The organism is Dictyobacter alpinus (assembly GCF_003967575.1).
Taxonomy (GTDB): domain Bacteria; phylum Chloroflexota; class Ktedonobacteria; order Ktedonobacterales; family Ktedonobacteraceae; genus Dictyobacter; species Dictyobacter alpinus.
Window position 1 is genome coordinate 4,720,394 of record NZ_BIFT01000001.1, and the last position, 26,983, is coordinate 4,747,376.

19 protein-coding genes are annotated in these 26,983 nt (G+C 53.0%); 11 read left to right on the forward strand and 8 right to left on the reverse strand.

The genetic code is table 11. The features are described 5' to 3' along the window. Window positions 1–527: 527 nt before the first annotated feature. Window positions 528–1,490 carry a CHAP domain-containing protein gene (locus tag EL633_RS18690; protein WP_126628638.1) on the forward strand — a complete coding sequence of 321 codons (963 nt, stop codon included), beginning with the start codon at window positions 528–530 and terminating at the stop codon, window positions 1,488–1,490. A 382-nt stretch (window positions 1,491–1,872) separates the two neighbouring features. On the opposite strand, the gene EL633_RS18695 is transcribed toward EL633_RS18690, so the two are convergent. Together EL633_RS18695 and EL633_RS18700 are read right to left on the reverse strand one after the other, a co-directional pair. Continuing rightward, on the reverse strand, window positions 1,873–3,927 hold the full coding sequence (locus EL633_RS18695) for a TOMM precursor leader peptide-binding protein (protein ID WP_126628639.1): 2,055 nt from the start codon (window positions 3,925–3,927) through the stop codon (window positions 1,873–1,875). Continuing rightward, window positions 3,917–6,049 (reverse strand): TOMM precursor leader peptide-binding protein, encoded by a 2,133-nt coding sequence (locus EL633_RS18700; RefSeq protein WP_126628640.1) that lies wholly within the window; start codon window positions 6,047–6,049, stop codon window positions 3,917–3,919. The genes EL633_RS18695 and EL633_RS18700 overlap by 11 nt, the downstream gene beginning before the upstream one ends. Before the next feature lie 351 nt (window positions 6,050–6,400). On the opposite strand from EL633_RS18700, the gene EL633_RS18705 reads away from it, so the two are divergent. Beyond that, the gene (locus tag EL633_RS18705; protein ID WP_126628641.1) at window positions 6,401–7,777 is read left to right on the forward strand and encodes an amino acid permease; all 1,377 of its coding nucleotides are present in this window, start codon (window positions 6,401–6,403) and stop codon (window positions 7,775–7,777) included. Between the two features lie 429 nt (window positions 7,778–8,206). Here the strand turns inward: EL633_RS18705 and EL633_RS18710 are convergent, their stop codons facing one another. Continuing rightward, window positions 8,207–8,548, reverse strand: a complete 342-nt coding sequence (locus EL633_RS18710; RefSeq protein ID WP_126628642.1) for a hypothetical protein — start codon at window positions 8,546–8,548, stop codon at window positions 8,207–8,209. A gap of 24 nt (window positions 8,549–8,572) precedes the next feature. Next, the gene (locus EL633_RS18715; protein ID WP_126628643.1) at window positions 8,573–9,130 is read right to left on the reverse strand and encodes a hypothetical protein; all 558 of its coding nucleotides are present in this window, start codon (window positions 9,128–9,130) and stop codon (window positions 8,573–8,575) included. Window positions 9,131–9,311: 181 nt separating this feature from the next. On the opposite strand from EL633_RS18715, the gene EL633_RS18720 reads away from it, so the two are divergent. The 4 genes from EL633_RS18720 to EL633_RS18735 all read left to right on the forward strand — a co-directional run bounded on the left by EL633_RS18720 (window position 9,312) and on the right by EL633_RS18735 (window position 13,920). Next, entirely contained in the window at window positions 9,312–11,138 is a 1,827-nt protein-coding gene (locus EL633_RS18720; protein ID WP_161982247.1) for an amidohydrolase family protein, read from the forward strand. Then, window positions 11,084–11,725: a TetR/AcrR family transcriptional regulator gene (locus EL633_RS18725; RefSeq protein WP_126628645.1), complete on the forward strand. Its 642-nt coding sequence runs from the start codon at window positions 11,084–11,086 to the stop codon at window positions 11,723–11,725. Before EL633_RS18720 ends, EL633_RS18725 begins: the two co-directional genes overlap by 55 nt. A gap of 109 nt (window positions 11,726–11,834) precedes the next feature. Beyond that, entirely contained in the window at window positions 11,835–12,803 is a 969-nt protein-coding gene (locus tag EL633_RS18730) for a S1C family serine protease (protein WP_161982248.1), read from the forward strand. Between the two features lie 115 nt (window positions 12,804–12,918). After that, on the forward strand, window positions 12,919–13,920 hold the full coding sequence (locus EL633_RS18735) for an NAD(P)H-dependent flavin oxidoreductase (protein WP_218027517.1): 1,002 nt from the start codon (window positions 12,919–12,921) through the stop codon (window positions 13,918–13,920). A gap of 135 nt (window positions 13,921–14,055) precedes the next feature. Here EL633_RS18735 and EL633_RS18740 read toward each other — a convergent pair whose 3' ends face one another. Together EL633_RS18740 and EL633_RS18745 are read right to left on the reverse strand one after the other, a co-directional pair. Further along, window positions 14,056–15,486, reverse strand: coding sequence for an acetate--CoA ligase family protein (locus EL633_RS18740; protein WP_126628647.1), 1,431 nt, complete (start codon window positions 15,484–15,486; stop codon window positions 14,056–14,058). Continuing rightward, entirely contained in the window at window positions 15,483–16,463 is a 981-nt protein-coding gene (locus EL633_RS18745) for a PAC2 family protein (protein ID WP_161982249.1), read from the reverse strand. The genes EL633_RS18740 and EL633_RS18745 overlap by 4 nt, the downstream gene beginning before the upstream one ends. Window positions 16,464–17,085: 622 nt before the next feature. On the opposite strand from EL633_RS18745, the gene EL633_RS18750 reads away from it, so the two are divergent. The 3 genes from EL633_RS18750 to EL633_RS18760 all read left to right on the forward strand — a co-directional run bounded on the left by EL633_RS18750 (window position 17,086) and on the right by EL633_RS18760 (window position 20,829). Then, on the forward strand, window positions 17,086–18,030 hold the full coding sequence (locus EL633_RS18750) for an RluA family pseudouridine synthase (protein ID WP_126628649.1): 945 nt from the start codon (window positions 17,086–17,088) through the stop codon (window positions 18,028–18,030). A 308-nt stretch (window positions 18,031–18,338) separates the two neighbouring features. Further along, window positions 18,339–18,884, forward strand: a complete 546-nt coding sequence (locus EL633_RS18755) for a hypothetical protein (protein WP_126628650.1) — start codon at window positions 18,339–18,341, stop codon at window positions 18,882–18,884. Between the two features lie 79 nt (window positions 18,885–18,963). After that, complete coding sequence (locus EL633_RS18760; protein WP_126628651.1) at window positions 18,964–20,829, forward strand: MutS family DNA mismatch repair protein; 1,866 nt, start codon at window positions 18,964–18,966, stop codon at window positions 20,827–20,829. 581 nt (window positions 20,830–21,410) lie between these two features. Here the strand turns inward: EL633_RS18760 and EL633_RS18765 are convergent. Next, window positions 21,411–22,082: an orotate phosphoribosyltransferase gene (locus EL633_RS18765; RefSeq protein WP_246039169.1), complete on the reverse strand. Its 672-nt coding sequence runs from the start codon at window positions 22,080–22,082 to the stop codon at window positions 21,411–21,413. 329 nt (window positions 22,083–22,411) lie between these two features. Here EL633_RS18765 and abc-f point away from each other — a divergent pair, with 329 nt between their 5' ends. Both abc-f and EL633_RS18775 read left to right on the forward strand, forming a co-directional pair. Further along, a complete protein-coding gene (gene abc-f, locus EL633_RS18770) occupies window positions 22,412–24,313 on the forward strand; it encodes a ribosomal protection-like ABC-F family protein (RefSeq protein WP_126628652.1) in 1,902 nt (633 codons plus the stop codon). A gap of 63 nt (window positions 24,314–24,376) precedes the next feature. Further along, entirely contained in the window at window positions 24,377–24,631 is a 255-nt protein-coding gene (locus tag EL633_RS18775) for a hypothetical protein (protein ID WP_126628653.1), read from the forward strand. 327 nt (window positions 24,632–24,958) lie between these two features. Here EL633_RS18775 and EL633_RS18780 read toward each other — a convergent pair whose 3' ends face one another. Then, on the reverse strand, window positions 24,959–26,818 hold the full coding sequence (locus EL633_RS18780) for a tetratricopeptide repeat protein (RefSeq protein WP_161982250.1): 1,860 nt from the start codon (window positions 26,816–26,818) through the stop codon (window positions 24,959–24,961). Window positions 26,819–26,983: the final 165 nt, after the last annotated feature.

Sequence of the window (26,983 nt, forward strand, 5' to 3'; positions counted from 1 at the left end):
AGATCACGTAGCTGCGACCATCAGCGGTCGCTTGCCACCCGCCGCAGCGTGGTGGCCTGGTATCTAGCCTGTTCGGCTCCTCTATTGTTGTCACCTCGCCCAGAGAGGGGACCCCTGCGATACGTTCAGGCGAAGGTCTCGTTTGGGCACCGCGTGAGGGAACCCGTTGGATTAGAAGAGACCGGATCGCTGGGATACTGGGCCACTGCGCTGCGGCGGGTGGCAAACGACCGCTGATGGTCGTAACTACAGGGACGTGCTCGTGGTAAGGGGAGGGATCGTGGAGAAATGGGTCTTTTGCTTATGCTTGCGTTGCCATAAAATGCATGATGCCTGTGATTGCTGCTGGCGGGCCGAAAGTGGTTAAGGTTGTGGGAGCTCGGTGCTCATTTGATAGACACATAGTCCTGTTATCTAACTATGTTATTGCTTAATACGAGTATATTTATATACACTTGTATTATTATTACACGAAAACAATACGATGTATTCACGTATATCAATATTTCTTAGGGAAGGTTGCATAAATGTTGTCGAAGGAAAGAGTCCATCCAATATCTTCGATAGATTCAGATACACATACCTCTTCAGCTCCTGAAACAGATCATCAAGATAACCTATCGGCACAATCGCCAGAACATGTTGAGCCAGCGTCGATGGCGGTTGCCACGACTACACATGCGGATCAGCAAGGATCTGTTCCGGCAACTAAATTATCGGCTCAACAGGCGCCTATCCTGATTCCTTCCACTGGCAAAAAGAGTACGGGGACCATGCGCGCACCGAAGGGTCGCCGTCTGGTTATCAATATCGGTGCGGCCTTTATGCTCCTGGTGGTAATTATTGGCGTATTGGCTGCCGTCTTGCCGACACAAAATGGGCAAGCAAATGTATTTTTGGGCTTCTTTCAACCGAAATCGAATTCGGTTTCGATGCATAATAATCAAAGCGCTCTGATTGCGGCGCAAGCGGCCACCGCTACGGCGGTCATGCAAGATGGCTATGACGCTGGCGGTAATGTTGTGTATGATGGTGTGAATCGAGATTATACGCTGAACAATGGCCAGAGTACGCTGGATATCGCCTCTGGTGGTGCTCAAAGTCCGGCGACGGCCTCTGCGGGCGGCCAGGTATCGGCCGCCAATCTGGTTATTCGCGCCACGCCTGGTCAATGTACCTGGTGGGCGCAATATCGCTACTGGCAGCTCACTGGCTATGAAGTACCCTGGGCTGGTAATGCGGCTACATACGCCTATCAGGCTCCCGCATACGGCTGGATCAATACAACCGTTCCGGTGGTGCACTCCATTATCGTCTTACAGCCTGGTGTACAACATGCTGGTGCATCCACTGGCCACGTAGGTATCGTTGAAAGCATCAATCCTGACGGATCGCTTAATGTCTCTAGCTGGAACGTGGTAGGTCCTGGTATCTTATCCTATAACACTTATTATGCTGGTCCTGGTGTTAGCTTCGTCTATCACCCTTAGTACCTGCTGATCCACCTTTCATATCCGGTTAGGTTTCCTGTTATAATTGATAGGAAACCCAACCGGATCTTTTATTGCCTGTATGCTCACCGCTCTCATCCTGTTGGATATGTATAAGCAGAGTCTGGAAAAGATCGCTAATGAATATTCTGTAGCAGGCGAAAAAAACCTCAGCAGGGAATTATTTTTGATCGAGATTCGTCATATAATATAAGTAAGCCGCTCGCTCACTGTTTTCCTTTCTGATGTACTTGCGGAGACGTGATTAGAGCGGCCCCCTTTTTCGCTGGTGCTTTTTGGCTTATGATCTGCTCTTGCTACTATTTGTGTCCTTCATTATCGTCTTTTTGTGTATTGTCTAGACTCTCCTCCTATCCCTGCTTTAGAAGAATGGATGTGGATGTGGATTGATCTCTGACGCGCTAAGTGGCTGGCCGCGATATCCCATGCTGACAGGTACCTGCTTGAGGCGGGGGAGATCGGTGCGTCGGTTGCACTGGCCAAAGGACATGGGGAGCATGCCGGGCATCAGGACTTTGACGCAGCGTAGTCGGCAGGGGATGTGTTCGGGGGCGGTCTGGTCGACGACGATGGTGTCTATGTCGCGCTTGAGATAGGTGTCGATCAGGTCTACCAGGTCGTCGCGCAGGTCCAGGTGTTCATAGAGTTTTTGTCCGGGCGCCAGATTGTCCTGGAAGGTTGCGCGTTGTGGGCTATCGTAGAGGAAGTGTAGCCGCTCAAAGGCTTCTGGGAGATGATAGATGAGGGGATGGTCTGGCATACTGCGGACCAGCATGGGGTCTGCGAGCATTTTGAGGCCCCACTCTCGATGTTGTTGATAGAAATGTGTTGGCATGGCCAGGGCTGTGGTTAGTTCGCGCAGTGTACGGAGCAGGGCCTGCTCTGGTTGTGGATGGGAGCCTGCCATGACGTGTGCCCTCGGCATGCCTTCGCGCTGCTGTTCATCGATGGCGAGCAGGCAGAGGCAGGGGAGCGCGTGGTCCAGGCTGGCGTTGAAGACCTGGATGGTATAGCCATATTGTTGCTCCAACCGTTTGATTAGCATGGGGGTCGTTGGATCCTGGATCGACTGGAGATCTAGCCGTGGCAGGCTGAGTTGCGCGTACCAGGTGAGCAGGAAGGCGTCGCGCTCGATGACTTCCATCATGCCATGGAAGATGGCTTCTTCCAGATTGTTTCCGAGCGCGCAGCCATTTGAGACCTCATAGACAAAGGCTGGATTCTCTGGCGTGATGGGACGGCCATAGTAGGCGCTATGTTCTGGGACAAGAATGGGGGCTTGCTGCTGGAATGAGTAGCCCCAGACCCAGTTGAAGACCAGATCAGGATGATAGGGGACCAGCGGCCGCTGTGTTTGTTCTTGCTGGTGCATCCGGTAGTGTTCGGGACTATGCAGTCCCAGGGTGGTTGGATCCAGTGCCAGCTGTTCGTCCTGTATGAGTTGTTGATAGCTTGCTCTGACCGTGGAGCGCTTGCTTCTCGGGTTCAGACCCCCATAGCGTTCCATGACTTCTAGTAGCGAGACGACCATGCTCTGCTGCTTGCGTAGCGCACACCCTGTGCCCTGGGCCCGTTCGTTTTCGTCTTCGGTTTCAATATGGAGATGCGCTGAACCGATCGGTAACACACTCTCTTGCTCCAGAGAGAGCGAATAGATCATGCCGGTTTGTTGCTCGGCATATGTCGTCAAAATTTCTTTGGGGCTAGCCGTAGCTCTGTTGGTACGATAGGTTGAGACGTTGGCCTTAGGACATGGTTGTAGACTGATGGTGGCCAGTTCTGGACTATCGTTGGCCAGTTTTCCACAACTGGGACAGGTTGGAAGCGGGAGGAATGGCTGTCGGTTACAGGCCAGGGTTTCCAGGGAGACTGTGAGCAGGGCGCGTTGGGTCTTTTGTTTTCCGCTCTTTTGCAGGGAGGCGCTGATCTCTTCGATGCCCATCACTGCCAGCATGCCACTACTCAAGGGGGTGAGCCAGGGTTGCGCGTTTTCACTAGTAATATGGGTGATGGCGATCCCTTCGGCCGCGACATATGCCTCATCGTATTTGAAGAGAGAGCGCCTGTATAGTTCGCGCTCAACCTGTGAACTGATTGCGCCTAACCTGCGTGACTCGGCGCAACGCGCGCAGCCCTTTTCGTCCGGCGTGACATAGGGTCCGATGATGCCTTTATCAAACTGGGTATAGAGCGGGAGTAGTGCTACGCCCGCTTCCAGGCAGCGACCATTGATCTCCAGCAGTGTTTGTGGTGACCATTCATCGCTGCAAAAGACGATCAGGCAGCAGGGCGTGAAATCCTGCAACGAACTCCCCATGGACAGTGGGATGATGCGGTAGAGGCTCTCCAGGGAGCGCTGCATCTGTTGATAGATGATGCCCTGACCCAGTAGACCAATGCGATGTTCATTGTTCATATGCCACCCATTCTTCCTGCCTGTCCTGTGCTGTCTGCGTCAGGAGCAGGCGTACAATAAAAGGTGCTAGCTTCGACAGCACAGGATCATGGTCCAGTGGTATGGCCAGTATCCGTAATCTATGGGCTTGAAACTTTTGCACGAGCCATTCCAGCCGGTCCGACCATGTTTCTGGCTGTGTCGTTCCCTCGGACGCATAGCTCTCGTCTCCACGCAGGTTCAATGGTAGATCGCTGACCGCCATCGGAACATCGGCAGATGGATCTAAGCGCGTGAGCTGATAGTGCAGCAATGCTCGCCGCATACCGTTCTTCAGTGCCTCGACCAGGGTGCAATGGGTCCCATACGCCATCACCTCACTATCCAGGCAGAGCGCATAGGTTGGTATTTGTAGGACTCCGGTGACATCGTAGGCGCTAATCTGCTGGCCAGTTGCGCCGAGTAACTGGTAGAGTTGTCTGCCCTCTGCGTCCAGTGGGGTACTGGTAAGATCGATCTGGTTATAGGCTTGCTGTGTCTGTGTCAGTTGTGTCAGTGTGAGATACTCCGACCAGTCCAGTAATGCCTGGCAGACCGCCTCATCCCAACTCATTCCGGCGGCCACGCCTCGTCCTGGTCCAGCTTGTATAGTGGAATTGGTGAAGACGCGTGCCGCCGGTACGAGGTACGGTCGTCGTGTCTGGATATCAAGGGACCATGTCCAGGTCGTATCGTTTGCGTTCAGGTTGGCTGCTGTAGCGCTCATCAGGACAGGTAAAGGCGGTTGTTGGTGTAAGGGATTTGTGAGCAAGCGGCGTGGATCCATCATCCTGCTGGCATAGCTGGCACAGGCCCGCAGGCCGGCCTGGAGCAAGGCTTTACGTATCTCTAGATCCGCGCCAATGACGCTGACCCGTTCACCTTGTGCCGCTATGTCTATGGATTGTAGGTTCAGGGGCATCTGAATACAATCGCTATTATCGTTTTCTACGAATAATCCTAATTCTGTATCAAAACAGCTTCGTAGCTGCTCCACGAATGCCTCTGGCTGTAGTGGCTCTTGCTGCTGTAGTCGCTGAACCTGGGCGAGAAATTGTTGTTCTGTGCGCATGTCTGGCTGCTGGCAGGCTGTACAACATGGATGTGGATGAATGGTGTGGCTTTCGCTGTTAAAGGTGGGCAGGTCCAGTGTGGTCATCTGCGCTAAATGCTCTCCCCGACCGGCCTGTGTACAGGCGGTCAACAGGCTAGCCGTCAATTGATAAGCCAGCATCATCGCGACTGCTGGCGTGAGGAACTGGCTGGCTGTCCTGGCCAGTTGATCATCAAAGGCATAAAGTGGATTCTGCTGCCCCCGGTGTTCCTGCAGCCGTAACCACGCGCACTCCCAGCAGCCTCCCCGTTCCAGTGTATCCGGCCGGATCAGCGGGCCGATCCAGGCGTGCTCGGACACAATCGTGGCTTGCAGGAACGTTCGTCGCTGCTCTACACAGAGCTTGTTTAATGCTCTGCTCTGTGCCAGCAAGGGTCGATCAGCGATGGCCACAATTGTATCGTATGCCTGAATTGTGTCCAGGGTTGCCGCCTGATCATCCCAGGGAAATCCATCCAGCAAGCGCACCGTTTGCTCTGGATCAGATGGAGAAAAGCTGGCCTCTATGCCCGGCTGGGACGACATGCCATCAATATGTCTGATCCCGCTTTGCAGGCCGGCCTGGATCAACGCGGCAAAGGTCATTCCTGAGCCAATGATCAGTAGACGCTGATTGCGGAACTGCTCAAAGTGATAAGCCGCATTATCTTGAAAGGACGCAATAAAATTCACCGTCGAGGCATACGTGGCCAGTTCTGCTGGACGCAGGCTAGAGGGCCGTTGCTGGCTCATATCCTGCAAAAAATGGCGTACCAGCAACTTATCTACCATCTTTATGACCATACTCTTCTGGTCCGGCTTCAAATCCTCGGTCAGCGTATGTAATGTCGTATTGCCATTGAGCAGGGGAGCCAGATAGACCAGCAGGCGATACAAACTTTGCCCTTTAAGTAAGAGCCCCCCATGGTTACCGCGCAGATAAACACCATCCGGCACCTGCATATAGCAAGTATCCGCTTTAAGCTTTGGTCGCATATCCTCTGACAACATATGTTTTGGCTCCCTGACCTTCAATAATCATCCCTGAAAAAAATATTTGCCGCAAAAGCACGAGTATATGATCAATTGTAGCGTTATGCCAATGGAATTTACAGTCGTAGTATTACTACCTATATATGATACTGATCGTAAGAAGACAGATGCATCAATATGCACAATTTATGTAACCTTTACTATCGGTGGCAGAGAGGAAATATGCCAGCAACCTCGATCAACACGCGGACGATTTTTCCATTCGCTAGCGAATCCTGAACGATGGTTACGTTCCCGGGCCTCTTCTCGTATCTGAAATAGCAGGACTATGCTGTAATTGTTATTTAGCGGGAGGATACTGAGAGGAATATGAAACCAGTGGTCGCAAAAGTGGAGCAAGATGGTGAAGTTGAAGCGCGTCGTCCTAAAGTTGGTTTGCCGGTAGCAACGGCGCTCGTGGTTGGCAATATGATTGGATCGGGTATTTTCTTATTGCCGGCTGCGCTGGCCCCCTATGGTGGGATCACTATCTTTTCCTGGCTGCTGGTTGCCATTGGCGCTATCTGCATGGCGTTGACCTTTGCTCGCCTCTCCAGTTTGATCCCACGCACTGGAGGTCCCTATGCCTATACCCATGAGGGCTTCGGTGATTTTGCTGGTTTCTGGATCGCCTGGGGCTACTGGAACTCACTCTGGATCAGTATGGCCGGGATTGCGGTGGCGCTGGTGAGCTATCTGCGGATCTTTTTGCCGTTCCTCAATCAGAATAGCTGGCTATCCGCGCTGGCGGCCGTGCTGGCGATTATTGTGATGGCTCTCTTTAATCTGCAAGGCATCAAACAGGCGGGCGCGGTGCAATTTATCACCATGGTCCTGAAGCTGATCCCGCTGGTAGCCGTAGCAACGATTGGCTTATTCTGGTTTCGGCCCGCCCATCTACTGCCTTTAAATGCCAGTGGTCAACCCCCCTTTGTGGCCATCTCGGCCGTTGCCGCGCTCATCGCCTTCTCCTTTCAAGGCATGGAAGCCGCCACCGTACCGGCCGGCGACATCAAGAATCCTGGCAAGACGATTGCCCGTGCCACCGTCTTTGGTGTGATCTTTGTCTCGCTCCTCTATCTTTTAAGCTCCACCGTTGTACTCGGCGTCCTGCCGCGCAACATCCTGCTAGGTTCGCACGCCCCTTTCGCGGACGCGGCCGCAAGCATGTGGGGAGGCTGGGCCTACTATGTCGTTGGACTGGGAGCCTGCATCTCATGTCTGGGCTCCTTGAATGGCATCATCATCGTCTCATCGCGCATCCCCATGGCCGCAGCCCAGGACAACCTGTTCCCACGGCGTTTCGGTCAACTCTCCCGTAACGCCGTTCCCGCCTTCAGCATCATCATCTCCTGCTTCCTGGCCAGTATCATCCTCGTCCTCAACTACAGCGGAGCCCAGGCCCTCACCGACCTCTTCACCATCCTCGTCCTCATCGCCACCGTCAACGCTGTCATCCCCTACGCCTTCTGCTCGCTCGTCGAACTCATCATGCGTGCCCGTCAGCAAACCCCTCAGCGCATCACCCCCATCCAGCACATCACCATCTGGATCGGCTTCATCTTCGCCCTCTGGCTCATCTACGGAGCTGGCCCCCAGCCCGCCCTCTGGGGCCTCCTCCTCCTCATCATCGGCCTCCCCATCTACATCCAGGTCCAAAAAGAACGCCGCCCCCTGGACCCCCAATCAGCCGCACAAAAAACCTAACCCGCATGCCAGGATCCGATCATACGCGGGGTGGACATGGGACACCAGCGTTGCGTACGTCGAGTGGGCGCCAGACGCGAGGCCGCACTGCTGGGTTTCGTGGGCCGGCGTGTCAGAACGACTCGCAGTGCTGTGGCGCCTACACGAATCATAATTGGCGTTGCCGGGTGGTCGAAGCACGTGTATGAGAGAATGTCCGACCACCCCCGTCCCATTGCGAACAAGATCCCCAACCACGATTCTTGTAGGCGCCACAGGCATGCGATGCTTTCTTAACACGTAACGCCTTTGACCACGCCGCATGCCGGCCTCGCGTGTGGCGCCCACTCGACGTACGACCTGACCGCGTCTCATGCCTACCCGGCGTATGATCGGCCGGCGTCTCACGCCTGCACGTCGAGCGCCCATGGTGCATCGGATAAAAATACATTAGCCTTTCGAGGCCACGAACTCCATCGCTTCTCTTGCCAGGGGTAGCCACTCCGCTGGAGATGTTGGTTCTATGCAGACCCATTCCTTCATGAACTGGCCATTCTTTCTGGGATCAAACGGCTCACCATCTCCCGAGGCGATGAGCGTATTCACGCGCGTCCTGGGAAGTTTGACAACCAGTTTATCTCTGCTAAGCATCGCAAAGATCTTCTGCCGTACCTTCAACTCTGCTGAGCCGAATCCCTTCCCATGTGATGGCAGGGTGACATCGGGCTGGCCAACAAACTCCTCAATCAGCCTGGCAAACCGCTCTTCAGGCGTAATTGCTAGATCATCCATCAAAAAGAAATCCTTTCCGTTCAGCTAAACCTGCTCTCTAGACAACTGTTCATTAGTAGACAAGCTTTGAATATACTTCATATAAGGCCTGTTCCCCCTTAACACATCATTGATGAAGCCAATTGTCAGGCCTATTTCTAAGAACAAAGCAGGCAGCATAAAGACTATCGAAATAACGATCCGTAGAATATCGAATATATCGAAATTAGCGGTTTTTGGAAAATATTCTGTGCCAGCAAATTGCCTCACCATGCCAAATAGAACGGGCAATATCATAGCTATTCCTCGCACGATCAATATATTCGTGTACCAGACAACTTTTTGATTTTTTCTTCGCATCTTATGTATTTGTTTGATGCCTACAACAGTCAGTGGTATTCCTATCAGGAGCATCCAGAAGCTTGCATATATCAGAACAATATTCACTAAAAGTTCATATTGTCCGAAATACAGGAAAAGAGCTATCATCATCATGCAAAACAACAAAATGAGCAGAAGCAACCAATAATTCCAATTTTTAAACCACATATCAAGCCCTCTCTGGCTATCAATAGATAGGTAGTAGACCTCATTATAACTCATCTGCAAGATATTTTGTATTAAATACCACAAAAAAGTAATAAGAAACGATAGGTGTGGATGCGGCTACTCTTTTCTTCTTGACCTGCGGCCTCGTATGGATTTATACTAATTAATATACCGACGTCGGTATATTAATTAGTATAAACTGCTCATGTTCGTGAAATGGAAAGGACGGATGACTGTGAAAGGAAAAACCTATCAAAAATGGGATGTACATCATCATGTTGTGCCGGATTTCTATGTAAATGAATTGAAGAACCTTGGGATTGCCGATGTGAGTAAGATCAAATGGCCGCAATGGAGCCCTGAATATTCGGTGAAGATGATGGAGATGTTTCACATCGAAAAAGCGTTTCTGTCGATCTCATCTCCAGGTATCTTCTTCAAGGATGGGGCCTATAGTCAGAAGCTTAGCCGTAGATGTAATGAATATATAGCGCAAATGGCGCAGGATTATCCTGGCAAATTCGGGGGCTTTGCATCGACGACTCTGCCTGATGTATCAGCTGCACTTAAAGAGCTGGAATATGCGTTAGATACGTTGAAACTTGATGGTGTTGGTCTGATGTCTAATGTCGATGGGAAATATCTTGGGGATAAGGCTTATCGTGAATTTTATGCCGAGCTTGACAGGCGCGGCGCCATTATCTATCTCCATCCCAATGGAAGAGCCCGGCAGGAAGATCATCGGCTCCTGAATCCTTTATATCTGTGGCAAAATGACACGACCAGGACGGTTATCGACTTTATCAAAAGCGGCTATCACAGGGACTATCCACATATCCGCTGGATTTTTTCTCATGGAGGAGGAATATTGCCACCTCTCTATAAAACGCTCATTCGGTCCCTGCAAGGTGAACATTCGCATATCGAGGCGGAGCTTGCACGGTGGAAGTCGCAGCTTTTTTTGGATACTGCATCCAAGGCTTTTGATGAGCAGATTCCTCAACTTCTCAATTTCTCTGATGAAAGACATGTTGTCTTTGGGAGCGACCTGGGCTGGGCTAACAAGATGGCTGTGGCTACCCTTGTGAAGAGTTATAGCGCATTGGATAGCAAGTCTGGCCTGTCGGAAGCGCAGATTGAAGATATCTTTATCGGTAATGCCCGGCGCTTATTTGGTCCGGACATGGTGGCTGTAGAGCAAACAGAGCGGCCCGTTGTTATTAGCAGTCAATCCAGGCCAGCCAGAGCAGTTGGAAACGTCGAATATCACTATCACTGTGTTCCACAAAAGGTGATCGATACCGTACAAGCTATCGATCCCTCCTTTGACTTTGCTGGTGTGAGCGCGTGGGATGAACGACAAACATTGGAGTGGATGAGGCAAAATGGATATGATAAGGTGATGGTATCTTTGGATTTGCCGCAGGTGTGGCAGCTGGGCGGCTATGACCTCGTGCGTATCTTGCGCGTCTATAATGAGGAGGTGGCGAAGGTTCGTCAGAAGGACGCGCAGCAGCTGGGTGCCTTCGGTGCAGTCGATGTGCAGCAGCCGCTGTACGCGCTCAGTGAGATAGATTACTGCCTGAATGAACTGAAACTGGATGGTATTTGCCTGAGCATCGATATTTCAGCAACCCCATTTGAGAAGTTGCTGGATGAACGCATTATGGCAAAGCTGTCCACACTGCATGTTCCAGTGCTCATTCATCCGGTGGATAGTACAGGTATTCCTCTCCTGAATGAGAATTATCTTGACGCGATTTACTTTGTGGCAAAAGCATTTTACCTGGGAGCCTATAAAAAGTACTTCAGCCAGTCGCAATTGATTTTGACCCATACTGGTGGTGTGCTACCTTACCTTGCCCAACCTTTGAATATCTTATTCTATCTAACTGTAAAGCATCCTATGTCAGGAGGATCTCGGTATCTTTGGGACTCTATGGTCATGCATGATCCCAAAGGCTACAACATCCTGATGAATACAATCGTAGACGAGGAGGAACAAACGTGGCCAGACCAGCCGATAATCATGAAAGCAAGAAAAGAGAAATCCTCGCAGTAGCAGAAAAGCTTTTTCTCGCAAAAGGCTATGAGCAGACGAGTATTGATGATGTACTAAAAGAGTGTGGTATCTCGAAAGGCGGGTTTTATCACTACTTCAAGTCAAAAGATGAAATGCTGTCTGAAAGTATTAAGAATATCATCGATGACGCGCTGGCCTATCTCCAGCCGCTGGTTGATGATGAAAAGACTGGCGCTCTAGAAAAATTCAAGCTGTTTATGACGAAAAAAGCGGAATTTCAAAGTTCTAGAATAGAGTATGCAACGCTTTTGGGCACGCTGATCCAATCTGATGTGATGCAATATAAATACTATGTGCTCATGGCACAAAAAATGGTTGCACCCTTTGCTCAAATTATTGAGCAAGGGGTCCGGGAAGGGGTCTTCGACGTTGACTTTCCCCAGGAGACGGCAGAGATTTTGATCAGAGCCGTCGTGAGCGTGGTACAAAGCGCGTCTTATGATCAATATTTGCATGAGGAAACGCAGCGCTACCGCTACTTGCTCTCCTTGAGAACGGTTATCGCCAGAACTTTGGGTATCTCTCCAAAAGAGTTCAGTATTTATGATGAGGATTTGGCGAAATAAAAAATGGCGCTGGTAGTGTTATCTGTGATAACATATATATCAACCTTGTTGAGTCATGACCTCGCACGTGCATACTTTGACCGGGTTCCACAAGAAAGTTAGCGAATTTATGAGTACATATGAGCGAGATGCGCTGGCTATGGATGCTTATTCCAACGCTGTTACCGCTGCCGCCGAGCGTGTGGGCCCGGCTGTTGTACGTATCGATATTGAACGCGATATGGCTCCTCGCCATGGTCGCTATGCTCCTCCTCCGGGTGGTGGTGGTCTGGGATCGGGTTTCATTTTTGCTTCCGATGGACAGATTTTAACCAATGCTCACGTTGTTGATAAGGCGCGTCGTATCTATGTGACGCTGGCCGATGGTCGCAAGTTTCCGGCCGGATTGGTCGGGAGCGATTCAGATGTCGATGTGGCGGTCCTGCGTATTGGGGCCGATCATCTTCCGGTGGCCGAGCTTGGTCGCCAGCCACTGCGGGTGGGCCAGCTGGTGATTGCGGTTGGTAATCCCTATGGCTTGAACTGGACGGTTACGGCTGGTGTGGTTAGTGCGCTCGGTCGTACACTGGATGTGCCAGGTTCACGTAAAATGGTGAATCTGATCCAGACCGATACCTCGATTAATCCTGGTAATTCGGGTGGTCCACTGGTCGATAGCGCGGGCCGGGTGGTTGGTATCACGACCGCCATGTTGCCGATGGCGCAGGGACTCGGTTTCTCGGTTCCTCTGGATACCATGAAGTCGGTGGTGGCTCGTATCTCCCAGAAGCGTGCGGCGGCGACTCCTGCGGGTGTGTCAGTCGGTGTTGGTGGGATGCGTGTTGAGTTAGATGAGGCTGTACGCCGCAGCCTTGGCCTGTCCCAGCGTCAGGGTATGGAGATTCTGGAAATCCGCTCTGGCAGTCCTGCTGAACTGGCGGCCTTACGGCGCCAGGATATCATTCTGGCCGCCGATGGCGCGACGGTGACGGAGCCACGTGACCTGCAACGGGTGGTGCGCCAGCATGCCGCCGGCGATAAACTTATCCTCACCTTCTTGCGCGGTGGCACACAACGGAAAGTAACGATTGTCCTTTAGTGCCTCTTTCGTTGTAGACTATAGAATAGCGATTGCTTTTTCCAAACCGCGTGCCTGTTCCTCTTGTGTTCAGGCATGCATATTTTTGCTTCTATGAGAAAGTGGGTGCTCGTCTATGTCTATGGTGCCAGAGAAGATGCATACGCGTTTCACGGAATTACTGAATATTCGTTATCCAATTGTGCAGGGTGGTCTTTCCCATCTCTCGTATTCAAAGCTGGCGGCGGCCGTCTCGAATGCGGGCGGACTCGGCCAGCTTGGTTGTGCTTGTTTTGCGACCCCCGAGGAGCTGCGGGCAGATATCCGCCGTACAAAGGAGTTGACGGATCGACCTTTCGGTGTGAATTTTCCGATTGGTCATGTTCCCCTGGATGGTTTCCTGGATGTGACGCTGGAGGAGGCTCCGGCGGCGATCAGTATTACTGGCGGTAATCCGGAGAAGCTCTTGCGTAGTATCCAGCAGAGTGGGGTGGCGGTGCGCACGATGGTGCTGGTTGCCGGTGTGCGCGCGGCCCAGAAGGCCGAGAGTCTGGGCGCGGACGCCGTGATCGCGGTTGGTTTTGAGGGCGGTGGACACCTTGGCCGTGACGATATCGGGACCATGGTGCTGGTGCCACGTATCCTGGATGCTGTGAAGATTCCGGTGCTGGCCAGCGGGGGCATCGCGGACGGACGTGGCCTGGCGGCGGCCCTGGCCCTCGGGGCCGATGGCATTGAACTCGGCACGCGCTTTGTGGCGGTGCAGGAAAGTAATGCCCATCCCGCCTATCAGCAGGCTCTGGTGGCGGCTAAAGAGACCGATACCGTCATCATTGAGCGCGCCATTGGGCGTCCTGCCCGTGTGCTCAAAGGACCGAAGGCCACGGAGATCCTGGCCATCGAGGAAGAACTTGAGCGTTCACAGGTGACCCCCGAGGAGCGTTTACAGCGGCTCCTCCCGCATATTAGCGGGAAGGTCAATACTCGCGCCTCGCTTGAAGGGGCCCTGGATGAAGGCTTTGTCTGGGCCGGCCAGATGATTGGTCTGATCAATGACATACCCGATGCTCGGGAACTGATCGAGCGCAGTGTGCGCGAAGCCTACGCACAGTCCCAGCGGCTCCAGCATATGTTTTAGCCATGGTGCAATGCGTGCCTGAACCACGATACAAAATTATTGATGCAGCCATGGCGCATTGCGCCATGGCTGCATCAATAATAAAAACATGAATAGGGGCGCCTGCGCTCCCCAGGCTGACGTATGCCTCACCTGTTATTCTGGAGCGTTGGCCAGGAATTGGCCGATCTCTGTCAGGGCGGCCATGGCCCGGCAGGTGATCTCGACGGATTCGTAATAGGGAATCTTTTCTTCGCGCAGGAGTTGCAGGGCGGGTATGTCGTGGCGGGCATAGACGGTCTGCACCAGCACTGGTTTCTTATATTTTTGGACCAGCTGGCCGAGCATGCGGGCCGCAGCTTCTTCGCGGGCCCCGAATTCTTCTGAGAGTAGCATGCGATAGCCGCCGAAGAGGCCGGTGACGATGACGCCATCAACTTCGGGATCTTGCAGGCAGACTTCGGTGATGGTGGCGAAGGAGAGTGGATCTTCGTCTGTGGCTCCAGCTACATCGATTGGATTGGCGGGCGTGGCGCGATCTGGCATGAGTTTGCGCAGCTCTTGCTGTGTTTCTTCGGCCAGTACCTGGACTGCCAGGCCGGCTCGTACGGCTGCGTCACCGGTGGCAACTGAGCTACCACCACCATCTCCGACGATGGCGATGCGCCGTCCACCTTTAGGGGTGGGGGGCTGGACTGCCAGGGCCTGGGCGACTGGAAAGAGTTCGTCTGAGCGGATGACACGTACTACTCCGCTGTTCAGGAGTCCTGTGTCATTATCGGGTCGAACCATGGCCTGGGTGCCGGTATGGGCTAGCGCGGCCCGCACTCCGACTTCGGTGGCTCCACTCAGGAAGATCACGGTCGGCTTGTAGCGTTCCTGCTGATACATCTCCCTGGTCGCTTGCCGCAATGTCTCTTCCTGAATGGCCTCAACATAACCGGCGATGACGGTCGTGTCGGGATCACGTGAGAGGTAGTGCATACACTCGGGAAACGAGACATCGGCGGCATTTCCGACGCTCAAGAAGGTATTAAAGCCAAGTCCATCCAGGTGGGCCTGCGCATACCAGTACATACCCAGGTTGCCGCTCTGTGAGACCAGTCCAATTGGACCAACCGGCAAGGGAAAGACCATACCCAGGGCATTCAATTTGGAGCGATGGACATAGAGTCCCATGCAGTTGCTACCAATCACACGAATGCCATGTTCACGGCAACGTGCCACTAAGGCCTGCTCCAGTGCGCGCCCCTCAGGACCTGTCTCGCTGAAGCCGGCGGTAATGATCACAATACCCTTGACGCCATGGGCGATACAATCATCTACGCCTTTTTGCACATGGGGGAACGCCGTCGCGATAACCGCCAGATCCACGGGTCCGGGCACATCGCGCAGACTGGGATAGGTAGGTCGATCGAGGATCTCCGAGACCGCTGGATTAATTAAATAAATATCACCGGCGAATCCTCCGGTGATCAACTGTTTAGCCGCCACGTGCCCCCACTTCTGGGGGGCACGTGACGCGCCCAGTATCGCTACTGAGCGCGGCTGAAGTACTTCTTCTAATGGATAGGGTGAAATACTCATTCACTCTCCTTGTTTTCGTCGTCGTCTGAATCTTGGCCGGTCGCTCGCTGTTCGCGTAATAGTGCTTCAACATCGCGAATCAAGCTATCGGCGCTGGGAAGGGGACCGCTGCTGGGAGCGCGATCCGGATCCAGGAGGATATCATCCTCATCGTCGTCGTCGTCATCCTCATCCTCATCGTCCTCAATACCATTCGCAACCTGTTCTTCCAGCCGGCGCACATACTCGCGGGCCTCAGGATCCTTCGCGACCAGTGCCGAGACCTGCTCCTCAAAGCGGACGGCGTCCGATTGAATCTCATGCAAGTCCAGCCCCAATGAAAGGAACTGATTCAGATAGGTCAGTAGCGCGGACGTTACCTTAATATTGGGGGTAGCCGCCAGATAATGCGGGGCCGCCGCCCATATTGTTGCTGATGACAGGCTCACCCGCTGACAGGCATCATGCAGGATACCCACCATACCGGTAGGACCTTCATAGCCTGAGTTACGAACCTCCATCTCGCGTAAGCGTTCCATAATTTCATTATCGGCTGAAGCCCCCGTAATGGGAACCGTCAATGAATGAGGAACATCGGCCAGCAAAGCTCCCAGGAAAACCACTTCAGAGGCATGAAATTTCTGACATATTTCAATGAACGCCTCACTAAAAGTCTTCCACTTGAGCTGTGGTTCCGTACCGAGAAAGAGGATCACATCACGGGTAAGTTCGGGATCCGTGTGGGCAAAGAATTGATTATCGGGCCAGCTAATACTGCGCTGTGCACCATCAACATATTTGACCGTCGGGCGTGTTTCCGTAAAAACAAAAAAGTCCTCCGCATCAATTTCAGCAATTTTCTCTGGTGACCACCGATCGACTAAAAACTTAATAGCTGTTGTAGCAGAGTCCGCAGCATCATTCCAGCCGCCAAAGGCCACCACCACCACCGGCTCGCGTAACTCTTCCTGCTGATCATAATATCGTATTTGTGACATGTCCATCCCTCTTTATCTGCCCGTTGGGGGTTTCTTTCCCAAGCAAATATGTTGTTAACATTCTATCACATTCATACAATCCCTTATCCACATAAAACCGCTTCTCAAGCCATATTAAAGCATTTTATACGACCAATTGTCCCATACCCACACAAATTCCCGATCCCCCTGGCCACAATCCATCTCATGAAGATTAACCACCCGAAACGGATGGACACAATCATGTTTGAGCCCCCGCACAAAACGGCCAGGAGATGAAGATCATGATCGTAAACAGGGACCTTGACGTGGAGCGAGGAGACGGCAACCCGCAAGGGGATTGCCCTACACTTTTACGTGTTTCCTGTTCATTTTTCTTCTGGAATATGTATTGATCTTATCAATTTTCATGGATGATAAACGAACCTGGAAATGACTATTGTAGGGCAATCCCCTTGCGGGTTGCCGTCTCCTCGCCCTACGTCAAGGTTGCTGATCATGATCATGTCAGGGATGCAATTTCGCGATGTGGGATGTATGGGGTATGGATCCCTGGTCCATGGTTGTGCTGGCAAAAAATGTATGACATCTCATCTACATTCCATATATTGACGTTAGGCCGAGAAACACCTATACTCACGGCATGGATATTGCTGACGTCTCATGTGTTTATGAAGATCATTATCTCCTGATTATGAATAAGCCTGCCGGCCTGGTCATTCATCCCACGTATAAGCATGCCGATGGTACCATGTGGGATGCGGTGCTGGCATATCTGGCGACCCAGAATGGAGATAATTGGGTGCCACCCTCTCTTCCGGATGATCCGGAGTGGGCGGGTGCGCCTCCTGCTATCCAGACGATGTTGCGTGAGAAGCGCCTGCAACGTTTGTGGAAGGAAGATGGTTTGTTGCTGCGTCCCTGTCTGGTCCATCGCCTGGATAAGGATACCTCGGGGGTGGTGGCGCTGGCACGCACGGAGCGTTCGCGCCGTCATTTGATCAAGCAGTTTCATGATCATACGATTGATAAGCGTTACCTGGCCGTGATTACACGTGGTGCTGGCTCCTGGGCAGAACCTCGTGCGCCCTTCACGATCACGAAACGCTCGCCTGATAGTGAGCCACAACAGGTTGATGGCAACAGTTTCTACTCGGCTACGCCCGCAGACGAGTTTCTGCTGGATGGTCCCCTGGACCGTGATCCAGATGAGCGTCGGCGCTGTATCGTCATTCCTGGTGGGCAGGAGGCACAGACCTCTGTTCGTGTGCTGGCAGTCGAAGAGCCGTTCGCCCTGCTAGAAGTCAGCCCGATTACCGGTCGCACCCATCAGATCCGCGCCCACCTGTCGGCATCCGGTAATGCGATTATTGGAGATCAAATGTATGCGCCCCCCGACCACGGCGCAACGGCGCAACTCCCCTTAACCCGGCAGTTTCTCCATGCCTATCGCCTGACCCTGCGCCGTTACCCACACAACGATCCCTATACATTCACCGCACCATTACCCGCCGACATCAACAACTGGCTTCGTGCATGTTGTCCCAACTTATGGCATACTCTAAATAAACCAGGAGCCAAAAAGTGAGGGTGCAGGGAGTGCATCACCCCCGCCAAAAGCGAGGGTGCAGGGAGCGCAGCATTCCCGCCAGGAGTGCATCACCCCGCCAAAAGCGAGGGTGCAGGGAGCGCAGCATTCCCGCCAGGAGTGCATCACCCCGCCAAAAGCGAGGGTGCAGGGAGCGCAGCATTCCCGCCAGGAGTGCATCACCCCGCCAAAAGCGAGGGTGCAGGGAGCGCAGCATCCCTGCCGGGGTCTGGGGTGTCCCCAGAAATTACCCCTCTCTCTCCACGCCGTAGGCGTGGAACAAACTGAAAAAAAGGTTCATCATAACTATGCAAACTGAATCCTATCCGCCCAATACCGGTCCGATGGCCCAATTGAGCGCCGAGGACAAAAAGAAGCGCCTGGATGCGATGGTCAAAATCTGGCAAAGTGATACCGAGAAACGTTGCCAGCCAGAGCGCCTGCCCACCTTTATCACCTCAACCGGCCTGGATGAGTATCGCTATTCAATCTGGCTGCGCTTCCCCGAATGGGAACGGAGCGCCGTCGTAGGACAGGTGATTACGCTGCAACGTTCCCCACAGGGACAGCAGGTGCCGGTCTTATTTAGTCAGTGGCGTCATGATCCTTTGCTACAAAAGATGCCAGATTGGAAGCAGCGGCTCCCCGCTGAGACGGTCTTTAATATTTCTGTACGTTTAACGCCGGCTGGCCTGGGTGAGGGCAGCAAATGGGCGATTGTGATGCCCCGTGATCTGGTCTCACGTTACAAGCCCGGTTGGCCGACCCAGCAGGAATGGGTGCAATGGACACAGTCCTTTGACTGGCTCGCGGTCGGCATCGGTTTTGTCCATGCGCTCTTAAATGCCCTGTAGTTCCTGGTTTTTCTCATTTGGTTAACTCTGACTTTAGCATGTCACAGATAGTGATCCTTTGAAGGAAGAAGAATAAAGCATGGAGACGATGTCTGAGCAGCAATCAGCAATTGATCGGCAATATGCACGCATCCAGCGGCGGCTGGCCAAAACGCAGGCGCTTGATCAGAGTAATAAGATGCGTACCCTGAGTGTGATTGGTGCGGGTGTATTTCTGACTATTATGGGCCTGGCGACGTTCCCTGTACTGGGATTTGTCTTTATCCTGCTGACCTGCCTGGCATTTTTTATGCTGTCCCGCTTTCAACCTAAAGTCAATACGAGCATGTTACGCTATCAGGTCTGGCTGCGCTTGCTGGATGAGCAGCGGGCACGCCTGAATCTGAATTGGGATGCCATGCCGCCGGTGCCACCACGCGAAGAACAGGAAGATATGGATCATCCCTTTGAGATCGATCTGGATATCAGTGGGGAGCGTTCGCTCCATCGCTTGCTCAATACTGGTGTCTCTCTTGAGGGCATGCTACGTCTAAGGGACTGGCTATTAGAGCTTGAGCCTGACATTGATACTATTCGTTCCCGCCAGGCACTGGTGCGTGAGTTGATCCCGATGACGCGTTTCCGCCATAAGCTCCAACTCTATTCTTTGTTCGCGACCCGCTTCACCGAGCCCGTTGATGGTGATCGTTTGCTGGAATGGTTAGAGTCACAATCGGCATCCAAACAAAAGCTCTCGACACTGGTGATTGCGCTCGTCCTGTCTGGCCTGCTCGCCCTGACGGTCCTGTTCTATGTTTTCCAGCATACCTCTCCGCTCTACTGTGTTGGCGCTCTCCTCGCCTCGTTGATCTGGTATTTGACCACTAAGAAGGAGCAAGGCAATCTGGCAGAGGATACCTATCAGCAGCGCCGGGCCTTTGACCAGTTGAAGCAGATCTTTGGCTATCTGGAAAACTATCGCTACGCGCGTAATTCACAGCTCAGGAAGCATTGTGAGCCTTTCTTTGAACATGGTGATCGCCGACCCTCGCACCTCCTCAGGCGGTTAGAGAGTATTACCGGCCGGGCGGCGATCTCGCGCAGTGCTGAAACGTGGTTGGTTGTCAACGCCCTCTTCCCCCTTGGCGCGATTACCGCCTATCAACTGGATCAGTGTAAGGCCTTGATTGCCCAGTATCTGCCGATCTGGCTGGATGTCTGGTATGATCTTGAAGCCACCTGCTCCCTGGCCAATTTCGCCGAGATGAATCCCGACTACACCTTTCCCGAAATCGTAGCGGCCCGCAAATCTGGATCCAGCCCTGTATTTCAGTCCCAGCAACTTGGACATCCCTTGATTAAGAGGAGCAGCAAGGTCAGCAATGATTTCAATCTGGCGGATGGAGGTGAAATTATGCTGATTACCGGTTCCAATATGTCTGGTAAGAGCACCTTTTTGCGTACCATCGGCATCAATCTCTGTCTGGCCTATGCGGGTAGTGTTGTAAGTGCCAGTTCACTACGCACCTCAATCTTCGAACTCTACGCTTGTATCCGTGTGACCGACTCGCTGGCCGATGGCTACTCCTACTTCTATGCTGAAGTCAGACGCCTGCGAGGCCTGCTGGATCGTCTGGAGTCCGACGCCCCATACCCCATCTTCTTCCTGATCGACGAAATCTTCAAGGGTACCAACAACTACGAGCGCCTCATTGGCAGTGAAGCCTACATCCGAGCCCTCGTTGAAAAGAAATGCGTCGGAGCCATCTCCACGCACGACCTTGAACTTGTCCGTCTTACCGAACTCTTCTCCTTCATCAGAAACTATCATTTCAAAGAAAACATTGTCGACGACCAGATGATCTTTGAATACCGCCTGCGCAAAGGCCCCAGCCCGACCCGTAACGCTCTGCGCATCATGCAAATGGCCGGCCTACCCGTCAAATGGGACGCCATCCCCTCGTAGGTTCGACCCTTGCGGTTAAGTACTTTTGTGTTCACGAAAATGGCGTAAAAAGCAGCGAACCATACATCGAGCGAACGACGCTATAAGCGAGCCGAACGTACGTCGAGTGGGCGCCACAGGCATGCGATGCTTGCTCAACGGCGATACGCGTTGAGCAAGCATCGCATGCCTGTGGCGCCTACACCAATCATATTTCTTCAAGCATGATCGCTCCGCAACGTGGAAACACACGAATCATGGGTGGTGATCCAATGCGTACGGGCACGGGGCCTGTCAATCGTTCCCCATCAATGCGGTAACATCCACCGTGATTCGTGTAGGCGCCACAGCACTGCGTGTCGTTCTGACACCATGGCTCACATAAACTCAGCAGTGCGGCCTTGCGTGTGGCGCCCACCCGACGTACGCTCGGGTGGCTCATGGTGTCACTCGACATACACAACGCCACGCCATGGAGTCGGAGGCATTCCTCTTCCCCTTTCACCGAAACGTATTGACCCTTGCGGTTGATTAACCCCACAACGCAAAACAGGGACGAGGCAGAGAATTCTCTGCCTCGTCCCTGTTTCACGTCGATTAGATTACAGGCCGAGCGGACCGGTATGGGGTTCACCCTGTTTGCCGCGCAGATAGTCAGCACACCTGCGATACGTTTCCTCAGTGATGAGGCTCCTTGACATATAATGGGTGAGCATAACATCCAGTTTCAAGATGCTTATCAAATTATATCCATGACGGTGTAAGCGCTCGGCGGCGCCATGTTCACGGTCAACAAGGACAATCACATCTTTTACTTTCAGGCCATTTTCTTCAAGGAGCGCTGACGTTTCGAGGATACTTCCTCCACGTGTAATCAGATCGTCGATAATAATCGCCGTATCGCCTTGAGTAAAATGTCCCTCAATTCCGCGCTTGCCCGTACCTTCCGGACGGCTCCGTGCGTAAATAAGGGGGATACCTGTTTCCAATGAATAAGCCGTCCCCAATAAGAGTCCACCAACCGGCACTCCCGCGATCAGCGAGAAGGGGTGAACACGCGGACGACGCAATGATTGAGCTAAATCGATTTCTTGTTGCATCAGCTTGCTGGCAACACGAAGGGCGGTTGGGTTACTAATTAAGACCTTTGGATTTACAAAAACCGGGGAACTTACAGTTGATTCGCTCACTGTAAAATTGCCAAATTGTACGCCCCCAAGGTCAAATAATGTTTGGGCCAACCACAAATTATCCAGAGACTGCTCTTTCGCCACCTCAGCATCCTTTCTCTCAACAGAAGGATTTGTTTCCTTAGTATAACATAATAGCATATGTTCAGCCAATGTCGTCAAATCTTGACCAAACTATGACCTTCTGGACCTCTTCCCACCTGGAAAATAACTACACTAAATATCTTGTACGGTTCAACCTTAACTTTAGTTGTGCCCACTTTTTTTCTACCTCATGCCTATAGCGCTCACACGCAGGTGTGTGGCTTGCTACGACAGGTCCCAATTACACACTTGCACTGGATGGGTTGTTATGGTACGCTAGTCCAAATGTGTATGATGAAAATTGCTTGAAAAAAACTGGGTGAAGATATATGCCAGTCGTAAGTGTAATACATCTAGGGAAATCTTTTGGGGCGGAGCGGATTTTTTCTGATCTGAATTTCCAGATTGATCCACAGGATCGCATTGGTCTGGTTGGACCTAATGGGGCAGGGAAGTCGACGTTGTTGAATATTCTGGCTGGTCGCGAGGAGCCTGATGAGGGCTCGATTGCGCTTGCTCGTAATACGCGCATTGGCTACCTGACTCAGGTTACTGATTTCGATCCCGCTAATACGTTGCGCGAAGAGATGCTGTCTGTCTTTGCTGAACTACGGCAATGGGAGCAGGAACTGGGCGAGCTGGCGCTTAAGATGTCTTCGGATCAGGCTGATCCTGCTGTGTTGCAGCGTTATGATCAGTTGCAGGTGCGCTATGAGCATGCCGGCGGCTATACCTATGAGAATCGTGTTGAGCAGGTGTTGGATGGCCTGGAGTTTACCCGTGAGCAGCAGCAGGCTCCAGTAATGCAGTTGAGTGGTGGCCAGCAGACGCGTGCCTCGCTCGGCAAACTGCTGCTCCAGGAACCTGAGCTGCTGCTGCTTGATGAGCCGACGAACCATCTGGATCTGGCGACCCTGGAATGGTTGGAGACCTATCTCTCTGCCTGGAAGGGGGCGATGGTGATTGTGGCCCACGATCGCTATTTCCTGGATAAGGTGGTTTCGCGTACCATTGAGCTGGCATTTGAGCGTATCGAGGAGTATCCAGGTAACTATAGTAAGTATCTCTCGCTACGTGAGGAGCGCATGGAGCGCCGCCGTCGTGAGTATGAGGCTCAGCAGGCCTATATCGCGCATACCGAAGATTTTATTCGCCGCTATAAAGCGGGTCAGCGTAGCCGTGAGGCGCGTGGTCGTCAGACATTGCTGGATCGTATGGAGCGTGTGTCGCGTCCACAGGATATGCCGGAGCTGACCTTTGAGTTTAATTCGGTGACCAATAGTGGCCTGGTGGTGATCTCGACGCAGAAGCTCGTTGCCGGCTATGGTAAGGGTGGCGCCGAAAAGGCGCTGGTGCAGGTCTCGGACCTTGAGATGTTGCGTGGTGATCGCGTGGGCCTGATTGGTCCTAACGGTGCCGGCAAAACGACGCTGCTGCGCACATTGATCGGTGAGCTGACGCCACTGAGTGGACATGCCAATATTGGTCATGGTGTGCGCATCGGCTATTACTCACAGACCCATTCCGGCCTGAACATGGAGCGTAGCATCGTTGACGAGATTCGTCAGGTCAGCGTGCTGAGTGAAGAGGGCGCACGTAGCTTTCTTGGTCGCTTCCTCTTTTCTGGCGATGATGTCTTTAAGCAGATCGGCATGCTCAGTGGTGGTGAGCGCAGCCGTGTTGCGCTCGCCAAACTGACCCTGCAAGGCTCCAATCTGATGGTGCTTGACGAGCCCACCAACCACCTGGACCTTGGCTCGCGCCAGTTCCTGGAGGAAGTGCTCAGCGATTTCGATGGCACCCTGCTCTTCGTCTCGCACGACCGCTACTTTATCGACAGCCTGGCCACCAAAGTCTGGGCCATCGAGGACGGCGTGCTGAATGCTTATCAGGGTAATTACACCGAATACCGTACCCGTCATCAGCCGATCACAACTGCAAGCCAGGGGAAAGCTGCTCCCAAGGCGGCCGCACCCGCCAAACCCGTGGCACCCACCAAAGGCAACAATAAGAAGGGTGGCAAAACCAAAGCCAGAACCCTTGAAGATGTCGAGCGCGACGTCGAAAAAGCCGAGGCCCGCGTCAAATTCCTGGAAGAAGAACTCTCCCAGGCCGCCCTGGAAGCCAACGCCGAGAAGCTCACGCAGCTCTCCGCTGACTACGACCAGGCCAAAGCCCGCGTCGACGAGCTCCTCGCCGAATGGGAACAAGTCGCCGACATGGCCAGCTAGTAGCTTTGCCCCCCAGCGGGCGTTTCGTTTCATGCAAGCGATATGTGATGTGGCTGGCGCGACATGTTTAGCTTGCCAATCGTACGTGGAGTGGGCGCCACCAGCCAGCGTGGCGTACGTGGAGTGGGCGCCACACGCAAGGCCGCACTGCTGAGTTTACGTGGGCCAACGGGTCAGAACGACTCGCAGTGCTGTGGCGCCTACACCAATCACGGTGGAGGTTGCCGAAGTGCTGGGGAACCGTTTTGGGTGGCGATCATGAACTATGATTCGGGGACACGATCGCCACCCAAAACCTTCCGCAGCGATCACGCCTGAAGAAACAAGAGTGGTGTAGGCGCCACAGGCATGTATGCCTTTCATTCACGTATCGCCTTTGAACATGCTACATGCCGGCCTTGCGTGTGGCGCCCACTCCACGTATGATCGGCTGGCATCTCACGCCCACTCCACGTATGATCGGCTGGCATCTCACGCCCACTCCACGTACGCCACGCTGGCATTCCATACCCAATTCACGTCGCAACGTTGGCGTTCCATACCCATTTGACTCATGCTCGGCTGGTATTCCATACCCCGTCTGTGGCTCCAATAATAAAAAGGCTCTCCCATATGTAAGGGAGAGCCTTTTTATTATTGGTCTGGCTATGAGCGTTTCTTGTTTCTCATTCGGGCCGGGATGCCACCGAGGAAGCCGATGAGGGCGAGTACAAAGGGGACTCCGGCCGCGATTGCGAGCCAGATGCCTAGTGTGATGACCGGCATAAACAGGCTTGGGCGCAGGTTGATCTGGCTGATGACAAATCTCTGGCCAACTATGCCGAGTCCTCCCAGGATGGCTGCGAACAGGATCGAGAAGATGGCGGTCTCAAGCAGGATAATGAAGCCATAGCGGAATGAGCCGCGAGCAGCATTGACGCAGAGAACTGCGATACCCATACTGATGAGCAAGAGGCCAATATAAGGGATGCTGGCCATGAAGGCCAGTAAACCTACACCAACGAATCCCAGGACGGTTCCCAGGATGCTCAGGGCGAGGCCGAGCATAAAGGCCTGACTGCCCTTGATGGCTGGCCCGGCCGATCTGGCCGCTCTTAATTTGCTGGATGTATGTTCGCCTGTCTGCGTCTGGACGACGGCCAGGCTGCCCATGATGTTGTTCTTGATCACATAGGTTTCTGGATTCTGCGCATCCAGTTCCAGTGAGCGCTCGATGGCGTTCAGGGCCTGTTGATGCTGTCCCTGGTTACTGAGCACGACGGCTTGCATGCTCCAGCCCATGGCGTTATCTGGCTCCAGTTGCAGGATATGTTCAATGGTCTGCTGGGCTTCAACATAACGACCGGCTGTGCCCAGTAACTGGCCTTTCAGGATCAGGGCGGGCAGGTCGTTGGGCGAGCCTTGCAGAACCTGCTCAATCAGGTTGAAGGCTTCCCCATAATTCTGGGCCTGGAATAATTGCTGTGCCTGGGCTACCACCTGCTGGTTCTGCTGGTCGATGTGTGGATCCAGAGCCGAGGACATTATGTGTCCCGACGTCGATGGTGCGGGCGCCTGTGGTGGAACCGCCGTTGCCGTTGATGCGGAGGCTCCAAAAGGCAGACCTCTCTTTAACAGTGATCCGCTGGTCTGAGGACCAGTTGGATTTGTAAGTGTATTGGTCTGTCCCATCTGGGGAAATGCCCCGGTTACACCGCGCGGTCCTACGTCTGGCAGGTCGCCAAGAATCATAAATGGTGTCTGCTGCTGCCCAAAGAGCTGTGGGCGGTGCTGCTCATCGAGTACGCCAAATAAATAGGCATGGAGTTTCGAGAGGGTAGCTGTGCCCGTGGCTTCATCAACGGCCGGACCAGATAATCCCATAATCATGCTACGCATGAGCTGGCCAATGCCCTGTGGACTGCTCTCACCTGTAATCTCATTGCCGCGACATGAGCACATAAATAGCCGATTCGGTAGTGACTGCAAAAGACCCAGTACCGCATTGCCAAGTAGTGGCTTTGAATCATATGCGGACGTGCGGCGCATACTCCAGACTGGCCCTGTTTGGAAGCAGTCGAAGATACAGAGAATCTGTGCGGCTCGACTTTGGGTTAAAACATGCTGGGAGAAAGAATGAAGACTCAAACAGGTGGATGGATCTTGATAGCGGGAATTGGTAAATGCCAGATATCCCTCACCTGAGCGTTCATCCACAAAAGCGTGGCCTGCGAAATAGAGCAGGATTGAGTCACCCTCCTCTGCTTTATGGAGACATATTTGTGTGATCAGTGATTCTATAAGTTCCCTGGTGGCATGTTGACCCTGTACGAGCTGCACATCCGGGGGAGACCATTTTCCCCCTTTATTATTTACCAGCCACTGGGCCAGGGCGCGGGCATCATTTTCGGCGCTTTGGAGTGGACGAAATGTACTGTCCTGATACTGATTCATGCCGATAATGAGGCCGATATGCCGTGGCAGTCCTCTCTGTGGTGGCGTTTTTGTCAACTCTCCAGAATACATTTTGTTCCTTCCAGTTTTGATTCCGTGGTCTATCGACTGGCTTGCGTGTTCCAGACGCATATGTCAGTGACAGTTATATGCATCCATTGTACCCGTGTTTATATGAACTGGCAACGAAACTACTCATTCGTACTTCTTTGATCCTCTATCAGAACTATCCAATTC